The sequence below is a fragment of the Populibacterium corticicola genome (genome assembly GCF_042683685.1).
In the GTDB taxonomy this organism is placed as follows: domain Bacteria; phylum Actinomycetota; class Actinomycetes; order Actinomycetales; family Cellulomonadaceae; genus Timonella; species Timonella corticicola.
Window position 1 is genome coordinate 263,850 of the sequence record NZ_JBHUOP010000004.1, and the last position, 22,566, is coordinate 286,415.

The following is a 22,566-nucleotide window of genomic DNA, read 5'->3' on the forward strand; positions in this document are numbered from 1 at the left end:
ACCGGTCGCGCGGCTTCCCCACAGGGTTCGATGCCGCCGGACCCATTCGCAGATGACCCTTCGCACGGTGGTACAAGTACGTCAACTGGGTTGTTGGAACGTACCGAAACCACTGAGCAGGTTGAGCCTGGTGATCACGAGCGTTTTGCGCACTATGTGCGTAAGGAACGGATTATGGAATCCGCGCTGAGCGGTGCGCCGGTTATTGCGTTGTGCGGCAAGGTGTGGGTTCCTGGCCGTGACCCGAACAAGTTCCCTGTGTGCCCAATCTGCAAGGAAATCTATGACGGTCTGCGTGACCCCCAGGACAATAACCCAGACTCTGGCGGCGACGGCAAGTGAATCCTGAGCTGGATCTCTTTTCAGCATCACAGCTAGACCCCGCCGAACTCGACGCACAAGACAATCGTGGTTTGCACGCTGGTGACACGCTCGCCAGCGCGTCGAGGCGACCCCGCGCAGCTTCCGTCGCTGCGGCTGAGAACCTTTCGCCCACCTTCCCCAAGCGTGCTCCGTGGGGTGCTGCGTCCAAACTGCGCAAGTGGCAGCAGGAGGCTTTGGACATCTACCGGGAGAAGAACCCGCGAGACTTCCTTGCCGTGGCTACGCCTGGCGCTGGTAAGACGACATTCGCTCTGCGTCTGGCCACTGAACTGCTGGATGCTCGCGTCATCCGGAAGATCACCGTTGTTGCGCCGACTGAGCATTTGAAGCATCAGTGGGCCGATTCTGCGGCGCGTGTTGGTATTCGGCTGGACTCGAACTATGCGAATGGTCAGGGGCGTCTCGCCGATCATTACGATGGCGTTGCCCTCACCTATGCCCAGGTTGCCGCTAATCCCCAGTTGCACGCCAACCGCACTGAGAACGCCCGCACTCTCGTGATCCTCGATGAGGTGCACCACGGTGGTGACGCTTTGTCGTGGGGTGAGGCGCTGCACGTTGCCTTCGATAGCGCTACGCGCAGGTTGTGTTTGACGGGTACTCCGTTCCGCTCGGACACTGCACCGATCCCGTTTGTGCCGTATGAGAAGGGGCCGGATGGGATTCGCCGTTCGGTTGCGGACTACACCTATGGTTACGGTCAGGCATTGCGGGATCACGTTGTCCGCCCTGTCATCTTCATGTCGTATGCGGGGCAGATGAGGTGGCGTACCAAGGCAGGCGATGAGATCGCTGCGAGCCTTGGTGAAGCGATGACCAAGGACATGACCTCCCAGGCATGGCGTACCGCGTTGGACCCGCAGGGGGAGTGGATCAAGTCTGTTCTTGCTGCGGCTGACAAGCGTCTGACGGAGGTGCGCCGGGCGATCCCTGATGCCGGTGGTCTAGTTATTGCTTCCGATCAGGCGGATGCCCGTGCCTATGCTGGACACCTGTCGCGGATCACCGGGGAATCTCCAACTGTTGTTCTCTCGGATGACACGGGTGCGGGCAAACGGATCGAGGAGTTCTCGGACGATAAGTCGCGCCGCTGGATGGTTGCGGTCCGAATGGTGTCAGAGGGAGTGGATGTTCCGCGCCTAGCTGTGGGTGTGTATGCCACGAGTACGCAAACTCCGCTGTTCTTTGCGCAGGCTGTCGGGCGTTACGTCCGTGCTCGTAAGCGTGGGGAAACAGCCTCGATCTTCCTGCCCTCGGTGGCTCCGCTACTCGCTCTCGCGAACTCGATGGAGGAGGAACGCGACCACGCGCTTGATCGGCCGAAAACCGAGGAAGAGTCGCCGCTGTACGATCCCGAAGAAGCGCTCATGGCTGCTGCCAACCGGGAGGAAAAGGCGTCGAACGACCTCGAAGGCTCGTTCGAGATGCTTGAGGCACACGCATCCTTTGACAAGGTTTTGTTTGACGGTGGCGAGTTCGGTGCCGGAGCTGATGTCGGTTCACAGGAGGAATTGGACTTCCTCGGGCTTCCGGGCCTGTTGGACGCCGACCAAGTTTCCACGCTGTTGCGGCAACACCAGCATGAGCACCTGTCGAGTCGGTCCGGCAAGGCTCGGGCTGCTGAGGCGGAGCGGTCTGAGTTCGATCACCGCCGTGCCGCGAGCCTGCGCAAGGAACTGCAGCAACTGGTTAACGCGTGGGCACGCCGGTCGGGGCAACCACACGGCGTGGTGCATACCGAACTACGCAAGCGTTCTGGCGGTCCCGAGGTGCCTCAGGCGTCTCTTGAACAGCTTGAGAAGCGCGTTGCGACGGTTCGTGGCTGGTTCGTCGGCAAGAAGTAACGGACGCGCTCCGACAACCTAGATGCCAGGGCTTAGATACTGGGGTGGTTTCCCAGAACATTCTGGGAAACCACCCTGGCTCTTTTGATGTCCGACGAAACCTCAGGCTGGCCCCACCCGCCAGGCTGGGTCGTGAGGGCGCAGGGTTCTTGCCGGATCGTCGGCAATATGGCCGTATGCCTATCAGATACAGAACAACATGGTGATTTTCCGGTACCAAGACCCAAGAAAAACCGCCCTAATCCCGGAAAATCACCATACGAACTGTCACAGCATCCTCTGTCTGCCTGGCTCAGCGTTCCTTGAAGTACACGAACAGATGCTTTTCTCTGGTCAGCGCCGTCACCGATCCCGTCATCAGGTAGGGGCAGAAGCCGCTGACTGGCACCTTTACTTAGAACACCAGCGGCCCAAATGCTGAGGTGATCATCCAGAACCTCACACGGTCTCGTGTCAATCCCATCTGTAGCCTGGACTATCTGGGCTGAGCCACCTGTTTAGCGGAACGTGTTGATTTGTTGAACGATCCTAGACACGGATTGCAGGTCTGCAACGGCAAGGACGCTCACAATCAACCTGAGTGTGAGAGCCAACAGGAACCTGCGGCTCGTACCACTGGCGAAGTGACGACACACCTCGGAGAGAACGTAGCGAGATCTGAATCAAGCAGAACTTATGTTGCCGCTGGTAGGTGCCCATATCGTCGGTAATCGGGAAAAAGATCATGTGTCGGCGCAACACGGCAACAAAAAGGGAGAGCAGTTCCGTAGAACTGCTCTCCCTTAACCAGAGGCTAGTCGAGTGAGCGGGTCACCGTTGGGATAGCCGGATCGCCAACAGACAGACGCAGAGCGTTGCGGGGTAGTTCGTCGCGCGACGTGCGATGCCGCGTAATAGCACGTGAGAGACCCTCACCACCAAGCCACTCTTCGTGGACAACGCCAGCCGTCACAAGTGGAACATGCAGAGGTCGCACAGACTGCGCCGACCCCACGAAAGTCTCGCGAGCCGCATCCGAACCCACCAAAACCATCTCGGATGCGGCGCGTCCGTGCGAATTCAGCTCACGGACCGCAGACTTTGTGCCGCCAACGCTCGCCTTTGCGGTCGATGCCTTCTGAACTGGCTCCATGACGCCCTGAGTATTTTCGCGAAGCACGAGCTTGTACACCATCGAGGACGTGGGCTCACCCGAACCCGTCACCAAACGTGTGCCCACGCCATAGGAGTCAACGGGTGCTGAGGCCAGCGCTGCAATGGCATGTTCATCAAGGTCAGAGGTGACCGTGATCTTCGTGTTGGTCGCTCCCAGGGAATCCAACTGCTTACGGACCTCGGCAGCCTGAACTCCCAGGTCACCGGAGTCGAGGCGCACCGCGCCGAGTTCGGGACCCGCAACCTTGATCGCAGTTTCAACACCCTGCGTAACGTCATAGGTGTCCACAAGCAGGGTGGTTGATACGCCGAGCGAATCCACCTGCGATCTGAAGGCCTCCTCTTCGCTGTCATGCAGGAGGGTCCAGGCGTGGGCAGCTGTACCAATCGCCTTCAGTCCGTGGCGGCGCGCCGCCTCGTAGTTGGATGTTCCCGCAAACCCGGCGATCACAGCAGCCCTAGCCGCTGACACTGCAGCCTGCTCATGTGCACGACGGGCACCCATGTCAAGGCACGGCCGCGAACCCGCCGCAGTGGTCATGCGAGATGCCGCTGAAGCAACGGCTGAGTCATAGTTCAGAATCGACAGTGCAAGAGTTTCCAACAGGACACCCTGCGCGAAAGTGGACTCAACAACCATGAGCGGTGAATGGGGGAAATAGATCTCCCCCTCTGCATAACCGCGAATATCGCCCGTGAACCGGTAGTCTGCCAGGTAGTCGAGGGTGCGCTCATCTAGGACGCCCTCAGCGCGAAGATACTCAAGGTCCTCTTCCTCGAACCGGTATGAGGTCAGTTCCTCCAAGAACCGGCCCGTGCCCGCCACAACGCCGTATCGTCTGCCCGCAGGTAGGCGGCGTGTGAACAGTTCAAACACGCACTTCCGGTCCGCGGTGCCGTCGCGAAGCGCGGCCTGGAGCATAGTGAACTCGTACTTGTCTGTCAGCAGTGCTGTTCCCATACTCACACGGTAATGCACGCAAGGAACTCGTGTGGTTCCAGACCATCGGCATACTGGGCTCGAGCGGCCAGTTGAGTGGCGGTATGCCACTCAGCGAGGGTGTCTCGTGAAAACTGATGTGCGGGCGGAGTCGTAACGCGCAGGGGTCGAAGAACCCGCGCAAAACTGCTTGGTCGAACTACCATGGGAGACATGAGCGCCCAACCAGTACATGACAACGAGATCGAGCAGGACGAGTTCCTGAGCCCTGCCGACCCCTGGGTGACCATCGTGTGGAACGACCCGGTGAACCTGATGAGCTATGTTGCCTACGTGTTCGAGAGTTACTTCGGGTTTTCGCAGGCGCGAGCGAAGGCGCTCATGCTCCAGGTCCACAACGAGGGTAGAGCGCTCGTGTCCACGGGCACCCGCGAGAAGGTGGAACTCGACGTGCAGGCGATGCATGGGTATGGGCTCTGGGCCACGATGCAGAAGAACGGTTTGTGATGGCGTTTCCTTTTCAGGCTACCGAGTACGGCGATGGCTCCTATGCCGCATATCTGACCACCGGGGAACGGCTGTTTCTCGTTCGGGCGATCGCGGACATCCTCGAACTGCTCGGGCAGGACGATGACCCAGGAGCGCCAGAGCGCTTTGAGGAGCAGGCAGCGCAGCGGCCCTTGAAGGGCCGTACACCGAAAGGACTTACGCAGCGTGGTTTGCGTGGGCCGTCCGAGACCCCACGGCGGATTGACGACGATCCGGCTGAGTTGGGTGCAGCGATTCCAGCTCCCGGTGCGCAAAACGTTCCTGGAATGCATGGCGTTCCCGGGGCACCCTGGGAGATCGAAGCGCCAGACGACCCGCGACTCGTGGAGCAGTTGGAGGCCGCGCTGAGCGGCCTCGACGACGAGGACCCGCTACCGCCAACCGATCCCGCTATCAGGCGGCTGCTTCCAGACGCCTCATTGGACCCCGAGGTGGCTGCGGAATTCCGTAGGTATACGGATTTCGAACTGCGGGAGCAGAAGGTCTCGCGGCTTCTCTTACTGTCGGATCGTTTGACGGACGTGACGCCATCGAGTGTCGATGACGAACACCTGGAATTCTTGGTGGAGGAGGACGAGGCGGAACCGGTCGCAAGCGCACTCGGCGATATCCGGCTCGTGCTCGGTGAGCGGTTGGGGCTGCACTCGGATCGAGATGCTCAAGAACTGTACGACCGCGTGGTGACGCTGAGTGAGCAGTTGCGCGCTGCGGACGGAGACACATCCTCGCTTGGGCAGAGCGATGAGCGGGTGTACGTCATGGGCATACTGTTCGAACTCGCGGGGTATCTACAGGAGTCGTTGACCGGTTGCATGCTCGAAACCTTGCGTCAACGACGCCGTAACCCCTGATGTGGCGTCTATCACTGTGGTAACTCCCACGCCCCGTGCACCTCTCGTATGTCGGTGGGAGCGACTAATCTTTTGAAGTGTGAACAACTCACCGATAGGAATCTTCGACTCGGGCGTAGGGGGCCTCACGGTCGCGCGAGCAATCCTGGATCAACTCCCACATGAGTCGATCTCGTACATCGGAGATACCGCAAACGGTCCATACGGCCCCAAACCTCTTGCAGCGGTGCGTTCCTTCGCGCTGGAGATCATGGATGAGCTTGTTGACGAAGGCGTCAAAATGCTCGTGATCGCGTGCAACTCCGCATCCGCAGCCGTTCTGCGTGATGCACGTGAACGCTACACCGTTAAGCGGGGGATCCCAGTCGTTGAGGTGATCCTTCCGGCAGCGAGGACCGCCGCGCGTGTCACCCAGAGCGGACAGGTGGGCGTTATCGCCACCCGTGCCACGGTCGACTCACGCGCGTACGACGATGCTTTCGCCATCGCCTCCGAGATCGAACTCACTTCAGTTGCCTGCCCCGACTTCGTAGAACTGGTGGAAGCCGGGATCACTACCGGACCGAGGGTTCTGGATGCTGCCCGCGACTACTTTGTGCCGTTGCAGCAGGCCGGCGTGGACACGCTCGTACTCGGCTGCACTCACTATCCCCTCCTGTCAGGTGTGATCTCCTACGTCATGGGGGAGGACGTCACCCTCGTGTCCAGTTCGGAGGAGACCGCCAAGACCGTGTACCGCACGCTCGTGGAACAGGGACTTGAGCGAGACCCCGAAGCAGACGCGCCAGCGCATCGGTTCCGCGCCACGGGAGACGCAACCAGCTTTGAGACTCTTGCGCACCGGTTCCTCGGCCCAGTGGTCAAGTCAGTGGAGAAACTCGGATGAAGCTCACCGTCGTTGGGATGTCCGGGTCATACTGCGGCCCGCAGTCACCTGCCTCCAGCTACCTCGTTCAGGCGGCAGACAGTGACGGACGGGTGTGGTCCATTGTCATGGACCTTGGCTCCGGTGCCTTCGGTGCCTTGCAAAAGTATGTTGACCCGTTCGAGGTCGACTGCCTGATGATCTCGCATCTGCACCCCGATCACTGTTCAGATCTGAGCGGCTACTACGTGTACTACAAGTACCACCCGCTCAAGGGCAGTCAGTACATTGACCGTGAGCCTATCCCGAGCTTCGCCCCGAGTGGCGCTTCCGAGCGATTCGCGCACGCATACGGGCTCGATGAGGGCGAATCGATGGAACAGCAGTTCAAACACGTCGAGATTCGCTGTGGCCAGTCCGCCACCATCGGCCCTTTCGAGATCGAGGCATTCGAGGTCAATCACCCGATTGAAGCCTATGGATTCCGCGTCACCGGGCCATCAGAGGCTGACCCGTCCAAACGCGTGACCATCGGATACTCCGGCGACACCGATGAATGCCCCGGTGTGCGGGCCATCGCACGGGACGCTGATCTTTTTCTCAGCGAGGCCGCGTTCATTGAAGGACGCGATGACGACATCCCCGCGATGCACCTGACGGGTCGTCGGGCGGGAATCATCGCTCGGGAGGAAAACGCGAAGTGGCTCGTGCTCACGCACATTCCACCGTGGAACGACGAACTCATGACCTACTTTGAGGCCAAAGAGGAATTCCCTGGACGCCTCGAAGTCGCCAAAGCCGGTACGGTCTACACCGTGTAAACACCTGTTTGTTACGAACTTCCGTTCGTTACGCTCCGGTAGGGGTCTGCTCCGCGAGGCCCCTACGTTCCACTGCACTACCTTGTCCGTAACAGTCACCCAATAATCTTTGGAGTCCGCTCATGGCCGAACCACGTCTTGTCCTCGCCACCCACAACGAACACAAGGTTGGCGAACTACGGGCTATTCTCCTTGCACCGGAGGTAGGACTGCCGCTAAACGGTGACCAGATCGTTGGGGCGGCATCGTTCGGCGTTCCCGAACCGAAAGAGGACGGCGTAACGTTCGCTGAAAACGCACTTATCAAGGCCCGCGCTCTCGCACAGGCGACGGGCCTCGTGGCTATTGCAGACGACTCAGGCCTTGCGGTGGACGTACTGGGGGGAGCACCTGGAATCTTCTCGGCACGCTGGGCTGGTACGCACGGCAATGACCGGGCAAACCTTGAACTCCTTCTTGCCCAACTCTCCGACATCGCACCACAACACCGTGCAGCTCGCTTCGTGTGTGCGGCTGCCCTGGTGACCCCCGATGGTCAGGAACATGTTGAACTTGGCTCGTTGGAGGGTCGTCTACTGTTCGAACCTCGGGGAGAGGGCGGGTTTGGGTACGACCCGATTCTCCAACCCATTGGCGAGGAACGCTCTTGCGCACAGTTGAGCGCGGAGGAAAAGAATGCGATCAGCCACCGCGGAAATGCGTTCCGGCTGCTCGCCCCTCACATCAAAGCGCTATTTGTCTGATACGTTGGCAACTCGGATACGCACGGTCGAGCCCCAGACAACCCGCCATCCCACAAACATCAGCAGGATGAAACCGAGCGATACCAGTGGGAATCCACCGGAATTGGTGTCTCCGGTGGCCGCTCGCAGGGCCAAGCCGATAGCCCACGTGACAAGCGAAAGCATGATTGCCGCAGGCCAGATCTGGAACGCAATGGGAAGACCACCGGTGGTGTTCATCCATTGACGGGTGATGAGCCAACCCACGGCCAGTCCGATTAAGAACGGCCATGCTGTATCGAGCACGCCAACGATGGTGTTGTCCGAGTCGTGTGCAGAACTACCCTGAAACGCAAACAGCAGGATCAAAACAACATCGATAAGCGCCCACAGCAACGTTTTCTTCACGGGGACCAGCCTATAACAACGTGGCTCCCGTGCCATGATCAACTAACATTGAAAAAATGCACGTCATCGCTCAAGACCTCGAATTCGGTTATCCCGCACGTCCCGTTCTCTCAGGGGTGAACGTTCGGGTCTCCCAGGGCGACAGGCTCGCACTCGTAGGCGAGAACGGCAGCGGAAAGACCACACTCCTGCGGCTCCTCGCCGGGGAACTATCACCCCAAAACGGCACGATCCGCCATCAGGGTTCCATCTCCTACGTAGCCCAAGAACTCACCTTCGACGGCGACGAGACGATTGGTGACCTCGTAGGACAGTCCCTGTCGAGTCTGCGTGCGGCAGCCACCCAGTTGAGCGAAGCAGCGGAAGGCTTTGATCACGAGCACGGAAACCTCGCCGAGCTCACCGGCATCCTAGCAAAACTTGAACTCCTACAGGCCTGGGATGCGGATCGACGAGTAGATGAAGCCCTCACCCGGCTTGGGGCGCACCGCGATCTGAGTCGTCCGTTGCGTGCGCTCTCAGTCGGTGAGAGATTTAGGGTGCGCCTCGCCTGCGTACTCGTGGAACGGCGCGACATCCTTCTACTTGATGAGCCCACCAACCACCTCGACGAAAAAGCCATCAACTATTTGACCGATGTCATGCTGGGCTGGCATGGAGCGATCATCGTGGTCACCCACGACCGCATGCTCCTTGACGATGTGGCCACTGCGATCCTCGACCTCGATCCGTCAATGGATGGAACGCCCAAACTCTACGGCCAGCCTGGATACCTGTCCTATCGATTTGCCAAGAACGAGGACTGGCGGCGATGGAACCAGCGTTACAAAGCGGAGCGCAAACGTGCGTTGCAACTCGAGCATCGGCTCGATCGCTCCTACGAGGGCCTGTCAGACGAGTGGCGTCCTCCCAAAGGATCGCAGAAACACCGCCGAGGCACCCGGGCACGCATCCATGTGAAGGCGGCTGACCGACTCGTCGAAAAGCTCAAAGCAGAGGCGGTGGAGATTCCACCGCCTCCACCCGTGCTGAACTTTCCGGACCTCCCTGCCATGAACCCCGGATGGGACCCGGCAGCTCCGGTGATTGATGCGCGCAATATCAAGGTCACGGATGGTGAGGATACGCTGCTCGACCTGCCGGGTCAGCGGTTGACCCTCGCACCCGCCTCACGGCTGCTCATCACGGGAGCCAACGGCACGGGAAAATCCACGCTCATGCGCGTGCTCGCGGGTCAAGCAGCGCCGAGTCGTGGGTATCGCACAGCCCTCGAAGACGCCCGAGTCGGAGTCGTTACCCAAGAGAGCGAGATTCTGGCGGACCTTGCGCAAGACGACAACCCCACATGCTTCGACGCCTATGGCCGCCTCGCGCTCAAACTCCTTGCCGAGCAGCGCTTGGACCCGGAGAACGTCGTTCCCGTTGCCTTCCTCGGGTTGCTGAGTGAGGAAGTGCTCGACCGCCCCGTCCGTGAAATCTCGGTTGGTCAGCGTAAACGTTTCGAACTTGCCTGCGCCCTACTCGCAGCACCGCACGTACTACTGCTCGATGAGCCAACCAACCACCTGTCCATCGACCTCGTGGATGACCTGACGGAAGCGCTCAAGAAAACCTCGGCGGCCGTGGTTGTGGCCACCCACGATCGACGTATGCGTGACGACCTGAGCGACTGGCAGCACCTGGAACTCTGAAGCTGACGGGTTTACCGCCCGCAGATTCTGGACCTCGAACATCGACTAGGGAAGACGTCCAACGTGCGCGAGAGCCTGGCGCAACAGCACATCCTGCCCACCCTCCATCTCAGCCAAGAATGCAGGACTCACCGCCTCCTCCGGGGTCACCCACGCAAGATCCAGGGCGTTGGCCTGCGGCTGGCAATCTCCGCGAACAGGCACGACGTAGGCAAGGGACACTGCGTGCTGGCGCGGATCAAAGTATGAGGTAATACCCGGCGTGGGGAGGTACTCGGCAATCGTGAACGGTTGCGGCGAAGCCGGGATGATCGGGAACGCCATCGGACCGAGATCCTTTTCGATGTGCCGAAGCAGCGCATCCCTAATTCGCTCGTGGTAAAGCACCCTGCCCGAGACCAGTGCGCGCGTGATCGTGCCCGATGCAGTTGCGCGAAGCAGCAGTCCGACGGCGACAACATCGCCGGAATCATCGACCCGTACCGGTACGGCATCCACATACACGATTGGGAGTTGGCCGCGCGCGGCCGCGATCTCCTCGGCAGACATCCACCCCGCAGGAGTGGTCAGATCGGCGGGAAAGTCGTCTTCAGGGAAATCAGCTGTGTTCGTCACCTGTCCGTTGTATCGCGAAAACCCTCGCGCACGCCTCTGGATGGCTCAAGGTTCGCGTACAGCCGAACTACGTCACAGCCCGCGACGGAATAGAACCGATCTGGATAGTGTCGTATATAAGCAGTTAATCTGTGCTCGTTAGTTACGAACTTACATCCGTTGCGCTGCGGTAGGTGTTCGCCCCGCGAAATTCTTACGCCTCGCTGTACTACTTAAGTCCGTAACTATTTCTAGAACGTGAGTGATCTCGAGCGCCAAACACAATGGAGGAAAACGTGGCAACCCACGAACTGACCGAACAAGGCTTCGCTGAGGTCATCAGCAACAACGACATCGTGCTCGTGGACTTCTGGGCAGAATGGTGCGGTCCCTGCCGCGGCTTCGCACCCGTATTCGAGAAGTCGTCCGAATCCAACGCTGACGTCTACCACGGCAAAGTGGACACCGAGGCGGAACAGGGTCTTGCCGCTGCCGCGCAGATCACCTCGATCCCCACGCTCATGGCCTTCCGCGAGGGAATTCTCGTGTTCTCTCAAGCCGGCGCGCTTCCGGCACCCCAACTCCAGCAGGTCGTTGACGCTGTGAAGGCTCTCGACATGGACGAGGTCCGTCAGCAGATCGCCGAGCACGAGGCCAACGAACAGCAGTAGCGGGGAAACTTTCATGTCGACATGGTGATTTTCCGGGTTCGTCCACCAAGAAGAACCACCCTAATCCCGGAAAATCACCATATCGATGCGAGGACTGGTCGTACGTGTGGGTTTTGTGAGACAAGAGTTTAGTGTCAACCCGCACGGGACTTACACTCTTTAGGTTAGGTAAACCTTAGAGAGTGATGATATGTCCCGCGAAACAGTAGCGTTCCAACGAAAAGGCCTGCTCCGACTGAGTTGGCCGCTCCTTGTCCTGACGGTTTTGACCCTGTTGGCCACACTCGGCAACGTCGTGCTGTTGTCGCAGGCCTCACCTGATCTCAATGCTGCGGTGGCATCCGCAAACCAGTTGCTCGGCGTCACCTATGACATCTCGGTGCTGTTCAGCCTCGGTGCACTTGTTGTCGTGAGCCAACTGCTCGGTGCAGGCAAGCATGCAAGCGCCCGTAAGGCAGCCTCGACGGCACTTAGGGCGAGCACGATTCTGGGCCTTGCGATGGCACTCATCATTCTCGTGGGCGCCTCTCCGCTACTCACCGCGATCAACACGCCACCCGAGATATACACCCAGGCTCGCGCCTACCTGTGGGTCGTTGCTTTCGGCCTTACCTTCAACGCCTATATCGTTGCCGCATCAGCCGTGCTACGAGCCTATGGTCGCACGGTTGCACTGCTTGTACTCGGTATCGTGGTCAACATCCTCGATGTTGTGCTACTTGCAGTGTTCCTGTTTGTACTCGAACTCGACGCTGTCGGTGCGGCGCTGCCAACCCTATTGGTTCGAGGCGTCGGTGTGCTGATTCTTGCCTACATGGTCCGTAAGGGCACGGGAGCCACTCTGTTCGGTCGCAACCGTGGAACAGCCACCGACCTGCCTGTCGCCGATGGCGGAGGCTTTCGAACCCAAGAGCAACTGGAGCAGGAGAGGACCCACGAGCGCTCCGAGAACAGGCGCATGTCGTGGACTATGGCAAAGCTATCGTTCCCAACCGTTCTGGAAAACGGAACCTACAACCTCGTCATCGTGTTCGGTGTCTCGCTCATCAACATCCTCGGTGTTGACTCCGTGAATGCGCGCAGTTACGCGCTCACCCTCACCGCGATCATCACGGGTGTCATCCTCGCCCTCTCGCAAGCCAACGAAACGATCGTGGGCTGGGACGTCGGAGAACGTTCGCTTGGCCGAGCACTACGCCAGACCCTGCGTACCGCAGCGGGAACAGCGGTTGCCTCGGCAGCCCTGGCCGCCGTCCTGTGGTTCTTCGCCGAGGGGGCGCTCTCGATCTTTGGCGTGAACGCGAATGTGCTCGAACAGGCGCGCGTGGCTCTCGCGATCAGTATCCTGCTATTGCCGCTATCCGCTGTGGTTGCGGTGGTGTACGGCGCATTACGCTCGGCCGGAGACGTGGTCGTGCCGATGGCCATGTCCATAGCCTCAAGCGTGATCGTGTTGCTCCCGCTGTCCTACCTGTTCGTTTCCACGCTCGAACTCGGAGTTGCGGGAATCTTCTGGGCACTCGTCATCGCCGAGGCGGTCAAGGCGGTGCTCCTGGTCGCCCGCCTTATCAGTGGTGCGTGGCGCTCAATCGAGCCCGTCTCCGCTGAGATCGGAGAGGACTCCGTACAGGTGGCTGCCGGGGCACCGGTGGACGAGAACCCAGCCGCCCTCCCAACAGACCTCACAACTTGAGGCTCCGAACGTGACTAGACGACTCGTCGCCGATGTGACCACCTCACGTGCACTGTTCTCTCATATCGAGGATGCTGTGCGCTGGGGAATGGTGCACCGGCCAGGAAGAGCCGCAACCACGCGAGACGCCGCGTTCAAGGACTATCTGCGATCCGTGCGACAGGTTATGAAACGCAGACCCCAGGACTTCGAGGTGCTGGGACGCCGGATGCTTGCTCAGGACGAACACAGTAGCATCATCGAGTTGACACTGCGCACGCACGCGCCCGTAGCGTCCGGTGACATGCTGTTCGTTGACTGGCTCAACCATCCGGACAACATCTCTGGACGCTCCGTTGCAGGTGGCGTGTACTGGACCACCCCGATCCCGCACCGTCCCTCGACTAGACGCCGGGCTGACAGTCAGGAAATCCTGTCCAGCGTCCTCGACCTCGGGGGAGTCGACGCTCGCGGCGGTACAGACATAGATCCGCTCACTGCGACGCACGGACTGCGCATCACTCCGCGTTTCTTCACGGTGGCGGGTGTGCGGAACCAGGACGTGACACTGTTTGTCACGCAACGCTCCGACTGGCCCAAGCGTGCATCGTCCTATCTCGCCCACGCAAAGCCCGGAGACCATGTCACTGCGAGAGTTCTCCCGCACCCACACCGAATTACGGGCGGTGGCTCGGGCCTTGCCGTTGCCACAGGATCTGGTGCGGCCGGAGTGTTCGCGGCATTGCGGTCAGGAATAGGTGGAATCAGCCTCATCTGGGGAGTCGGCAGCAAAGCGCTCGAACCGTGGGTTATCGAGGAGCTAGCAGACCATCAAACAGCAGGGCACCTAGATCGACTTATCGTTGTGCACAGCCCACAGAGGGTCACGGACCACGTGCCGGAACACCTTGCGTCGAGCGAACACCAACCCGACTGGATCTATGTGAGCGGAAACAGCGCGATGGGAGAGCAGGTACACAGTCAGCTAGAAGTCGCATTCGGCGTGAATCGGGTGCGGGAACTGCACGGGCAACTGCGATACATCAACTCCACCTGACCGCCCGGCGCGTTGCGGAAAGTCCGTGGTGTCGGCACTGAGTCAAAAACGGTTGTGCCTATGCATGAATGATGCATAGGCACAACCGTTTTTGGCTTAGTAGTGCCGCGGAGCGCCTTTACAGATTTCCGACGATCCGGCCAGTAACCATACCGCCTCCCAACCCAGCGCGGCTGGGTTGGGAGGCGGAAAGCGGTGTAAGGGAATCGTCGCCAATCAGCGCGCTGTGAACCCGCGAGCCACTCTCAGTGGGAGACCGCAGGCTACTCGGCGTCGAGAACATCGGGAGTCGAGCCAACCTCCTGGTGGATCAACTCAAACGATGCGATATCCTCCTGCGACAACGGCACATCGTTGCGGGTATATGTGAGGTCCGTGATGACCCGCCCCTTGGCCAGACCCTTGCGCTCGAAACTTGTGAGTGGACGGCCCTCGAAACGCTCGGAAGTTTCTACGCGGTCAAAGTAGGGAGAGGCATCGATGACCTCGACCATCTGTTTGGCATACTCAACCCAGTCCGTAGCCAACCGCCACGTGCCTCCCGGCTTGAGCACGCGAGCTGCCTTCGGCGGGAACTCCGGCTGGATCAGGCGGCGCTTGTTGTGGCGGGACTTGTGCCACGGGTCCGGGAAAAACACCCACAACTCATCAATTGACTGCTCGGGAAGATAGTGGTTCAACGCCTCTGCGGCATCACCCTGAATCATGCGGATGTTCGCCACACCCGTGCGCTTGATACGGTGCAACGTCGACGCCAACCCAGGCATGTACACCTCGATGGGCAGGAAGTTCGTGTCCGGGTGGGACACCGCAGCGTGCTCAACGCACTCGCCCTGGCCAGAACCGATCTCCACAACCGTGCGTGCGCCCTCACGGCCAAACACCTTCGCGATGTCGAGGCGTTCATGGGCAGCAATCGACGTCTTAGACATCTGTCGCTCAGGAGACAAAATGTACAGCGGCGCCAACTCGGCCCACGCCTTCTCCTGGCGTCCCTTCAACCGAGTGGACCGTGCCGCGAATGAGACGATACGGGCACGGAACTGCCGGTTCTCACCCTCGCCGTCGTGCTCCGTGCTGGGTTCATTCTCGCGTGAAAGTTCCTGAGAGGACATCGGTTTCCTTGGGAGATCAGATTATGCGTGTAAGTGAGCGCGGCGGGGCCGTATCCCAGATCGGGTAGCAGGCGTTACCACGTGCAGGCAACGAAAAACGGGCCTCACCACGTGAGGTCCGCCTTGGTGCGCCTGAGTTCCTGCAACACAGAAAGGCTAAGCCGTGTGATGGCCATCTTATCTAGTGCAGGCACGAAAGGTGAAACCTCAAAGGCGACGGTAGCCCGAGAACCCAAAACCAAGTTTCTATCCGGACGTGAGGTTGATGAGATCGTAAAGTTGTATGCCCTTGGAATTTCTGCAACCGAAGTTGCTACGAGAGTTGGTCTCCTGTCACGTACCGTGACCGATGTCCTAAGGAGGAACGGCGTTGAGGTACGAAACCACACGCGCTGTGAATGTAGATGGGGTCTGATGCACGTTAGATGACATTCGATATTACTAGTGGGGAGACGTGGGTTGTTGTTGCCAATGAGGCGCAGTATCTCGAGATATCGCTTGAGAGCGCACAACGGTTGCACCGAACTCTTAGTTGTTTTCTTGCGCCGCTAGACGTTCTGGATGGCTCAAATGGTAGTCTCGCCCGATCACGCCACTGAAAACTAAACTGCGATTAAGCCATGAAAGTCCCACAAAATTTCAGTTCCGCAACCAGGAATCACGATGAGGCGTCATCGCCAACTTCGATCAACATCTGAGAAGACTATCGAAGCTTTTGGCGACCACCTGCTAGTTTAGGGTTATCGCCAGGAATGTAGAGTTCCCGGACTAATTGAAAGGAGAGTTTTGTGCGGAAAAGACAATCCATCGCTGCGCTGACCGTGGTAAGTATCTGTGTAACGAGTTTGCTACAATTGCCTGCTGGTGCCGAGGAGGTAAGCACTTCACCGGCACGACATTCGATGGCTACATTCACCAAGGTGAACTTGAAGCAAGCCGAAAGTGATGCGATAAGCGACGTGATCACGACTGTCATCGGCGCAGCCTATGACGTTATTCCCAGTGAAGTAGAAGTGAAGCTTGAAGGATCTTCGGATCTGACACTGTCGGCTGAAGTTGTACCCGCAGACCAGGTCGTAGACTCTATCGACGAAGAGATTGATCTTTCAGTATCCGCCCAGGCGGATGTCGAAGAGATCGCTTACGCTGTTGCAACTGAACACGACCCTTCAAATCTCCCAGACGGCATCCAACCAGACTTGGTTGAAAATGTTGAAGTCTCGGACACAACGATTGACGCAACGAAGGACTCTACAGACGGGTCGCTGATCGTCGAATCACAGACGCTAGTCAAGAAGACCTACGAGACCGGAGTTGTCGGCGAGAGCCTAATTGAAACTGTTGTAATCTTCGACGACGACGGAGAAATCGTCTCATTTAAGGAACTCACCTCCGAAGACTACGCAAATCAAGCTGACATCGACTCAGGCACAGCCACAACCCCCTACGAGGATGACCCAGGCAGTTCTGAGTATGGCGAGCCACTTAATTTCTCAGGGCTCCTTGGTGAATCAACCTCTCAAGAGGGTGAAGACGTTGACATACTCTCCTCCGCCGAAGACAGTGGTTTCGTAACAGCTCAGGCTTCATTTAACGGAGGCGGGATACTTCCTGCCAAGTTACTTGCGGCTGAGAAGAAACGCGTGGCTGATTACGCGATAAGATGGTCTTTAATGCGTAACTCTGCATACAGAGATTACGGCACCGAGAACTGCACCAACTTCATTTCGCAAGCACTCAATGCTGGCGGGTGGAAACACGTTAGTGGCGCCGAGACAAGCGTGAAAGCTTGGTGGTACACGAAGGACAAGGGAACTAACAGGAAGAAGGACAAGACCAGCACTTCGTGGGTGAACGCCGAGGATTGGTACCGTTTCGCACGCAACGAATCAAAGCGAGCACGGATCATCACTAACCTTAACAGTGTAGTAGTCGGAGATATCATTCAAATTAAGTATGAGAATAAAAAGCGCATGAATCACTCGATGGTAGTCACCAAGAAAGTCGGTACAAAGGTCTACCTGAGTTACAACAGCGTGGATCGGCTAAACAAGCCTCTGTCCGAGTTGCTCGCTACATATAAGGGGGCGAGTTTCTTTGCACACGGTATCTAGGGCTCGTCAGCGACTAGGCTCCGTAGCGCTTAGTCTCTTGATTGCTTCAGCATTGGTCGGATGTACGGCGAGCGAGGAGAAACCGCCAGCTGCGTCTGATCCATCTGGCTCATCCAGTTCTTCCTGTGTAGTCGGCGATCCAGACCCGGTCGAATCCGTCCGCGGCTTTTTGGCTGCAGTGCAAAAGGACGACCAAGAGTCTGCTCGAAAATATCTAGAGCCTGGCGGTGAGATACCCGCTGAAGCATGGAGTGAACTGGCAACACGCCTTGAGGGTGTCTCGCTTGATACCTTGAAGTTCACTAGTGAGCAGATGAGTATCGCGGTGGCACTGAGGGTTATTCTCGCCGATGGCTCCGTTCTAGGTACCTTCGAAGCTCACTTCCCAGAAGACGAATCTGCACCTGAATGTGCGGCAGTTGTCTGGGGCACTTACCCCGACGACCCTGACGCCGAGGCTTCCCAGCCTGCCTCCACCTAGATTCCCTACGTAAAGACAGAATCACCAACAGGCGATACGCATAATTTATTATGCGTATCGCCTGTTTTCTTGAAGCCTAAAGTATTACGTTCTACATAGCTTTGACGCTGTTCAGCCAAGGCGCATACTATAACGCAGAGACTTGCTTTAAAACCCCACTTTAGGAAAATCTCGGCGCGAAATTAACTGAAATTCAATAACGTCGGGATGATTCGCTACATTCGCCTGCTCTTTTCAAGAGCAATCGCGAACCGGGGGAGCGAACCTCGGGCCTACGTCTGCCACTCGACCGCGTTAGGGCTAAGATTTACCTCTGATACCCATGAACAGCGGTGCCCAGGAAAATGGATGCCGAGCGGGAAAAGTCCACTACCCTAAAGGCAGTGGACTTTTCATGACTGCCTATCAGTCCACTCAAACTTGGTTGCAACGGTGACTTTAGAATCTACGATCTCTGCAGCATAGGCTTTGTCGGCATTAAAAAGAAACAGCGAAAGAGGCGGCTAAAACCAAAAACATATAACCCACTTTTGCTTTATTGGCATAAGTGGATTATATCATGTATTTAAATTCGAATTATGACTTATTATATAGAAAGCTACTGAATATCATAGGGCTGAATCTCTAATCCATTATCTTCGAGCACCTTCTCGAAGATCTGAGTATCAGTTAAGCCCTTGAGCCAGCTATGCGCAACACTAAGATCATCACCTTCTAGGGCGGCTACATGCTCCCTTAACTGATAGTAATCTTTAGCGCTTATGTACGTAGCTATCTTCTCAAACTCATCCCTGGTTATATCATTCTTGTCGCCTATTGGCATTTCCCTGTCATATGGAATTAAATTAAAGTCTTCACCAAAACCGTACTTGGCTAATACATTAGTCACCTCTAGGTCATCGTCTTCGTCGTAACTGTTGAGCGCTTCTCGAACTTTTTGAGCTTCTTCTGGCGTTGCCTGAATCATAGCATCCATGATTTCTTGCGCACCCCATTCCTGATCAACAGACAGGAGTGAATCTAAGTAGTGAACTTCGCCAATTGTGTAATCGTTTTTACTACTTATAAGAGCTTCTTCTTTGTAGTTAGGGCTGTCTAGGTTAAGGTCTGGTTCGTGCTCTATGTTGTACTCATGAAGTCGGTATTCTGCAGCTGGGTCATCGATACGCTCCGGAGGTTGCACCAAAGCTGTCTCGGTGTCGGTAGGTGTGGCTAGAGGTAACTCGTTTGAAGAGTTGCTCCCGCATGCTGTTAGACCAAGTGCAAGAACAATACTCAATGTCGAGATGGTGACCTTGCCACCGAAGGGTGTCAGTCTTGCGAGACTGTTTGGCGTGGTCCTCATAGTGGAACCCTTTCGTTGGATCACTTCATGTAGTTACGACCGGTGCTTGCCGAGCGGGCAGGTGTACCTGTGCGTGAGCACGTTAATAATTACACATGTATACATGTGCAATGCAAGCGTTGTGGGGTTCCATGATGGAAGTATGGCGAATACAAACAGCACAGAACTCTGGTCGCTGTATGTTCGTGAACTCGGCTTACGCCTCCAACGCGCTCTGGCCAAGCAAGGACTGAGCCAAGAGAAGGTCGCCCATGCGCCTGGGATTACCACGTTCACGTACCGAAAGCTAGAAAAGGGAGAGTCTACCCCGGGAACTCCTGCGAACCCGAGGCTCCGCACGCTAGTCTCCCTGGCGGAGATCCTAGATGTCTTGATTAAGTCCTTACTCCCCGAGGACTTACCAGGCGTTGCAGAGGGTAGCCCGAGCACACCCTAAGGCTTCTTATAGTGTGCGTTGGCCTAAGGGGTTACTTGCGGACAGAAGCTTCGAAGTGGTCAACTAAGAGCGAAATGGGAAGACTGGGTTGTGTCAACCATCGAGTCGATGGTGCGTGATGCGTTGAAGGTGATGAACCTTGATACTGATCAAGAGCGCAAACGTCTCGAAGGAGACAAGCGTCAAATTGAGCGTCGGCAACAAAAACTTCTGGAAGCCCACTACAACGACGCGATACCAGTAGAACTACTACGTAGTGAGCAGATACGCCTTGATGCAGAGCTTACATCGGTGACCAGGAGTCTTGATGCGCAACTACAGGATCTAGACGAGGTTGATCACCTCGTCACAATGGTGTTCGCGTGTGTGAGAACCTCGCCCACAGTTACACCCACGCGCCAGAACACATCCGCCGGATGCTCAACCAACTTATCTTTGAACGTATCGAGGTGTTCTTCGATCATGAAGAACTCCAGTCCTCGGTACACGGTGAACTGAGCGAAGCCTTCGCGTTCCTCGGTGACCAAGAGATCCGTATCGCTAGCCAGCAGTACGCTTTGCAACGCAAAGAGCCTGCCGTGACCGACAGGCTCTTCACTGATTCACAAACATCTAGTGTTCTTTTTGCTACACAAAGTTTGTGTAAGAACACCGTGGTGCGCGAGGGGGGACTTGAACCCCCACGTCCTAAGACACTGGAACCTAAATCCAGCGCGTCTGCCAATTTCGCCACTCGCGCGCACTGAATATCTTAGCCTAGATTCTCAGGCGTCCAGTCCAAGAATCTTGCGAATCCGTGAAACGTGACCAGTAGCACGTACGTTGTACAGTGCATGTTCAACGGCGTGGTCTTCATTCAGGATGAAGGTCGAGCGGATGATCCCTAAGTAGGTGCGACCGTAGTTCTTCTTCTCACCGTACGCGTCGTATGCGGTGGCAACCGCGTGGTCTTTGTCGGACAGGACGGGGAAGTTGAGCGACTCGGTGTCGGTGAAATTGGCGAGTTTTCCAGGTGCGTCGGGCGAGATCCCCAGCACCGTGTAGCCTGCCGACTTGAGCGAGTTCAGCGAATCGCGGAAGTCACACGCCTGCTTGGTGCAACCGGGGGTACTTGCTGCCGGGTAGAAATAGATGATGACCTTTTTACCTGCATAGTCGCTCAGCGCGACCTTGGTGCCTGAGGCGTCTTCGAGCGTGAACTCTGGTGCTTGCATTCCGGATTCGAGACGCATGGCGTGGGGTTCTCCTTGGCTGTGTTTGCTGGCATTGGTCCGAGCCTGGCTGATGACTCGTGGTGGGGTCGTCGGTGAAGTCAAAGTGGTCTTCGTAATGCGTCCATAGAAATGGGGAGTCCCACCCTTGAACATCGCTAGACTGGAATGGTTCCAGTTTAGCTCCTGCTGCGGAGAATGCCCAACAGCGTTAGAGTGGGATTCACGACGATTTGGGCAGGCTTGCCGCGAGACGCACTTTATCGACAGGGTTCGAGTGGGTCTTGAGCCTGCTTTATGGGGAGTGTTCCCCGTGTAAGAGGGATGGGAACTTCTTTCCCTGTCATGCCGTTAGAACTAACACGTAGGTTTGGATGTAAGCGGTGCACAATCCACATTTTCCCAGAGGTTTGGAACCGCTTCAGGCTGGATGAACGTCAGACTCTCATCCACTTGGAAGGTTCTTTTCGGCGTCCTACACGTGGGATGCTCAGGGGCGGTGTTCAGAATGCAACTGCGGTACGCCGATCGTTCATCGGGGAAGACCGCGAAGGTGATGAAGGATTACATACACGCAGTTGTAGCCAAATCGAGGCCTGATGGAGGGCGGCAGCGTTGAGGCAGACAAACACACACTTGCGTAAGCAGAAGCAGCGCCACCCGCATGGCGCCGCACGCACAAGACACGGAGGCGACCCGATGGCTTTAGGCAATGGATCATTGGTGGCTGGAGCACTCGCTCCGGTCGAGGATCTGCTAAACGGCGTCTCATACGAAGAGATTGATCGAAGGGCTGGAGATCTCCTGAACTTTGAACCTGACAGTCCAGAAGAGGCAGAAGAAGACCTCTTTGACTTTGAGGTCACCGACGAGTTGCGCGCTCTTGCGGCAGGGTATGAGGACCTTGGCGACACAATCCGCCAGGGTTATCTTCCTGCGAGCCTTGTGCTCGATCTGCTCTACGGTGAAGAGGACGAGACGGAAAAGTAACAGTGGCAGTGTGCGAACCGTGTAGGCATGCGCCCTATCGGAAATTCCTTCCGATAGAGGCCGGGTCGGCCTGGTTCTTGAATTAGGAGATTCTCTACCGCTGGGGTAGAGTTTCTCCCTGTCGCGCCATTAGCTCAATGGCAGAGCAACTGACTCTTAATCAGTGGGTTCGGGGTTCGAGTCCCTGATGGCGCACAAAGGTTCATGGCGAACAACAGGGGAGGGCCGAGACTCACGTCTCGGCCCTTTTCGTTGTGTCGACCTCGGCTGGTTTCCATGCCCGGTTGTTCCCCACGCCACATTTATGCAGGCCGGAGTCAAAACGTGACGTGATAAACAGGCCAAAAACCCTGTTTCGAATTGGAGATTGAACAATGCGTTGCTAGAGTTTTTCTGTCGCGCCATTAGCTCAATGGCAGAGCAACTGACTCTTAATCAGTGGGTTCGGGGTTCGAGTCCCTGATGGCGCACAGTTGACGATGAACGGCAACCCCGTAGGTCAGTCAACATTGGATGACGCGTGTAACCCATGCAAGGTCATCTTGGTCGGTATCGAGAGATATTGGCTAGCGCCATTAGCTCAATTGGCAGAGCAGCTGACTCTTAATCAGCGGGTTTGGGGTTCGAGTCCCTGATGGCGCACAGTTGGA

The 22,566-nt window shown here is 57.2% G+C and carries 21 protein-coding genes and 4 tRNA genes; 17 read left to right on the forward strand and 8 right to left on the reverse strand.

Annotated elements, in window-relative coordinates; translation table 11 throughout:
• The first annotated feature begins 30 nt into the window (after positions 1-30).
• Together ACFSYH_RS10630 and ACFSYH_RS10635 are read left to right on the forward strand one after the other, a co-directional pair.
• Positions 31-342 (forward strand): DUF3039 domain-containing protein, encoded by a 312-nt coding sequence (locus tag ACFSYH_RS10630; protein WP_377467186.1) that lies wholly within the window; start codon positions 31-33, stop codon positions 340-342.
• Positions 343-413: 71 nt separating this feature from the next.
• A complete protein-coding gene (locus ACFSYH_RS10635; protein WP_377467187.1) occupies positions 414-2,228 on the forward strand; it encodes a DEAD/DEAH box helicase in 1,815 nt (604 codons plus the stop codon).
• Between the two features lie 793 nt (positions 2,229-3,021).
• On the opposite strand, the gene ACFSYH_RS10640 is transcribed toward ACFSYH_RS10635, so the two are convergent.
• Positions 3,022-4,344 (reverse strand): nicotinate phosphoribosyltransferase, encoded by a 1,323-nt coding sequence (locus ACFSYH_RS10640; protein WP_377466939.1) that lies wholly within the window; start codon positions 4,342-4,344, stop codon positions 3,022-3,024.
• 192 nt (positions 4,345-4,536) lie between these two features.
• Between ACFSYH_RS10640 and clpS the strand changes: the two genes are divergently transcribed.
• The 5 genes from clpS to rdgB all read left to right on the forward strand — a co-directional run bounded on the left by clpS (position 4,537) and on the right by rdgB (position 8,152).
• Entirely contained in the window at positions 4,537-4,830 is a 294-nt protein-coding gene (clpS, locus tag ACFSYH_RS10645; RefSeq protein WP_377466940.1) for an ATP-dependent Clp protease adapter ClpS, read from the forward strand.
• Positions 4,830-5,723 carry a DUF2017 family protein gene (locus ACFSYH_RS10650; protein WP_377466941.1) on the forward strand — a complete coding sequence of 298 codons (894 nt, stop codon included), beginning with the start codon at positions 4,830-4,832 and terminating at the stop codon, positions 5,721-5,723. The genes clpS and ACFSYH_RS10650 overlap by 1 nt, the downstream gene beginning before the upstream one ends.
• 79 nt (positions 5,724-5,802) lie before the next feature.
• Positions 5,803-6,609, forward strand: coding sequence for a glutamate racemase (gene murI / locus ACFSYH_RS10655; protein ID WP_377466942.1), 807 nt, complete (start codon positions 5,803-5,805; stop codon positions 6,607-6,609).
• Positions 6,606-7,409, forward strand: a complete 804-nt coding sequence (locus ACFSYH_RS10660; RefSeq protein WP_377466943.1) for an MBL fold metallo-hydrolase — start codon at positions 6,606-6,608, stop codon at positions 7,407-7,409. Before murI ends, ACFSYH_RS10660 begins: the two co-directional genes overlap by 4 nt.
• Positions 7,410-7,531: 122 nt before the next feature.
• A complete protein-coding gene (gene rdgB / locus ACFSYH_RS10665) occupies positions 7,532-8,152 on the forward strand; it encodes an RdgB/HAM1 family non-canonical purine NTP pyrophosphatase (protein WP_377466944.1) in 621 nt (206 codons plus the stop codon).
• Here the strand turns inward: rdgB and ACFSYH_RS10670 are convergent.
• The gene (locus tag ACFSYH_RS10670) at positions 8,141-8,539 is read right to left on the reverse strand and encodes a DUF3054 domain-containing protein (protein ID WP_377466945.1); all 399 of its coding nucleotides are present in this window, start codon (positions 8,537-8,539) and stop codon (positions 8,141-8,143) included. The two genes, rdgB and ACFSYH_RS10670, sit on opposite strands and share 12 nt — an antisense overlap.
• A 56-nt stretch (positions 8,540-8,595) precedes the next feature.
• Here ACFSYH_RS10670 and ACFSYH_RS10675 point away from each other — a divergent pair, with 56 nt between their 5' ends.
• Positions 8,596-10,230 (forward strand): ABC-F family ATP-binding cassette domain-containing protein, encoded by a 1,635-nt coding sequence (locus ACFSYH_RS10675; RefSeq protein ID WP_377466946.1) that lies wholly within the window; start codon positions 8,596-8,598, stop codon positions 10,228-10,230.
• A 45-nt stretch (positions 10,231-10,275) separates the two neighbouring features.
• On the opposite strand, the gene ACFSYH_RS10680 is transcribed toward ACFSYH_RS10675, so the two are convergent.
• Positions 10,276-10,845 carry an NUDIX hydrolase family protein gene (locus ACFSYH_RS10680; RefSeq protein WP_377466947.1) on the reverse strand — a complete coding sequence of 190 codons (570 nt, stop codon included), beginning with the start codon at positions 10,843-10,845 and terminating at the stop codon, positions 10,276-10,278.
• Positions 10,846-11,120: 275 nt separating this feature from the next.
• On the opposite strand from ACFSYH_RS10680, the gene trxA reads away from it, so the two are divergent.
• The 3 genes from trxA to ACFSYH_RS10695 all read left to right on the forward strand — a co-directional run bounded on the left by trxA (position 11,121) and on the right by ACFSYH_RS10695 (position 14,224).
• Positions 11,121-11,495 (forward strand): thioredoxin, encoded by a 375-nt coding sequence (gene trxA / locus ACFSYH_RS10685; protein WP_377466948.1) that lies wholly within the window; start codon positions 11,121-11,123, stop codon positions 11,493-11,495.
• A gap of 190 nt (positions 11,496-11,685) precedes the next feature.
• The gene (locus ACFSYH_RS10690; RefSeq protein ID WP_377466949.1) at positions 11,686-13,188 is read left to right on the forward strand and encodes an MATE family efflux transporter; all 1,503 of its coding nucleotides are present in this window, start codon (positions 11,686-11,688) and stop codon (positions 13,186-13,188) included.
• 10 nt (positions 13,189-13,198) lie between these two features.
• Entirely contained in the window at positions 13,199-14,224 is a 1,026-nt protein-coding gene (locus ACFSYH_RS10695) for a hypothetical protein (RefSeq protein WP_377466950.1), read from the forward strand.
• 263 nt (positions 14,225-14,487) lie between these two features.
• Here ACFSYH_RS10695 and trmB read toward each other — a convergent pair whose 3' ends face one another.
• On the reverse strand, positions 14,488-15,339 hold the full coding sequence (trmB, locus tag ACFSYH_RS10700; RefSeq protein WP_377466951.1) for a tRNA (guanosine(46)-N7)-methyltransferase TrmB: 852 nt from the start codon (positions 15,337-15,339) through the stop codon (positions 14,488-14,490).
• A 926-nt stretch (positions 15,340-16,265) separates the two neighbouring features.
• Between trmB and ACFSYH_RS10705 the strand changes: the two genes are divergently transcribed.
• Together ACFSYH_RS10705 and ACFSYH_RS10710 are read left to right on the forward strand one after the other, a co-directional pair.
• Positions 16,266-17,453 carry an amidase domain-containing protein gene (locus tag ACFSYH_RS10705; RefSeq protein WP_377466952.1) on the forward strand — a complete coding sequence of 396 codons (1,188 nt, stop codon included), beginning with the start codon at positions 16,266-16,268 and terminating at the stop codon, positions 17,451-17,453.
• Positions 17,454-17,622: 169 nt separating this feature from the next.
• Entirely contained in the window at positions 17,623-17,934 is a 312-nt protein-coding gene (locus ACFSYH_RS10710; protein WP_377466953.1) for a hypothetical protein, read from the forward strand.
• A gap of 598 nt (positions 17,935-18,532) precedes the next feature.
• On the opposite strand, the gene ACFSYH_RS10715 is transcribed toward ACFSYH_RS10710, so the two are convergent.
• From ACFSYH_RS10715 to bcp, 4 genes are all read right to left on the reverse strand, one after another.
• Complete coding sequence (locus ACFSYH_RS10715; RefSeq protein WP_377466954.1) at positions 18,533-19,279, reverse strand: hypothetical protein; 747 nt, start codon at positions 19,277-19,279, stop codon at positions 18,533-18,535.
• Between the two features lie 774 nt (positions 19,280-20,053).
• Positions 20,054-20,278, reverse strand: a complete 225-nt coding sequence (locus tag ACFSYH_RS10720; RefSeq protein WP_377466955.1) for a hypothetical protein — start codon at positions 20,276-20,278, stop codon at positions 20,054-20,056.
• A gap of 91 nt (positions 20,279-20,369) precedes the next feature.
• A tRNA-Leu gene (locus ACFSYH_RS10725) sits at positions 20,370-20,454 on the reverse strand.
• Positions 20,455-20,479: 25 nt separating this feature from the next.
• Entirely contained in the window at positions 20,480-20,947 is a 468-nt protein-coding gene (gene bcp / locus ACFSYH_RS10730; RefSeq protein ID WP_377466956.1) for a thioredoxin-dependent thiol peroxidase, read from the reverse strand.
• A gap of 678 nt (positions 20,948-21,625) precedes the next feature.
• Between bcp and ACFSYH_RS10735 the strand changes: the two genes are divergently transcribed.
• From ACFSYH_RS10735 to ACFSYH_RS10750, 4 genes are all read left to right on the forward strand, one after another.
• Positions 21,626-21,916: a hypothetical protein gene (locus ACFSYH_RS10735; RefSeq protein WP_377466957.1), complete on the forward strand. Its 291-nt coding sequence runs from the start codon at positions 21,626-21,628 to the stop codon at positions 21,914-21,916.
• Between the two features lie 123 nt (positions 21,917-22,039).
• Positions 22,040-22,111, forward strand: a tRNA-Lys gene (locus ACFSYH_RS10740).
• A 203-nt stretch (positions 22,112-22,314) separates the two neighbouring features.
• Positions 22,315-22,386, forward strand: a tRNA-Lys gene (locus ACFSYH_RS10745).
• Between the two features lie 99 nt (positions 22,387-22,485).
• A tRNA-Lys gene (locus ACFSYH_RS10750) sits at positions 22,486-22,558 on the forward strand.
• Positions 22,559-22,566: the final 8 nt, after the last annotated feature.